At 78.0% G+C, this 241-nt stretch carries 1 pseudogene; it reads right to left on the minus strand.

The features are described from left to right. A pseudogene (locus R0J87_RS24160) lies at nucleotides 1-180 on the minus strand (hypothetical protein); the annotation flags it as partial. Nucleotides 181-241 lie beyond the last annotated feature (61 nt).

Below are 241 nucleotides of genomic sequence, written 5' to 3' on the forward strand. Positions count from 1 at the left end.
CGGGTGGATGCGCGTGTCGGTCGGCTGGCGCAGGGAGACGATGACCTGGCTCTCGCCGCGCTCCTGCAGGGCGTGCAACTCCTGGGCGATGAAGGTCTCCGACGGCCGCGGATAGCCCTTCATGACCACCGCGGCCCGGCCCGGGCCGGGGGGCGGCGCCGGTCGCGGCGCGTCGCTCATGGCCCCTCTCCGCCCGTCACGCCCGGCGCCGCTCGGCCAGGGTGGCGGCCGGCGGTCCGGC

The organism is Halomonas sp. SIMBA_159, from assembly GCF_046536035.1.
In the GTDB taxonomy this organism is placed as follows: domain Bacteria; phylum Pseudomonadota; class Gammaproteobacteria; order Pseudomonadales; family Halomonadaceae; genus Vreelandella; species Vreelandella venusta_A.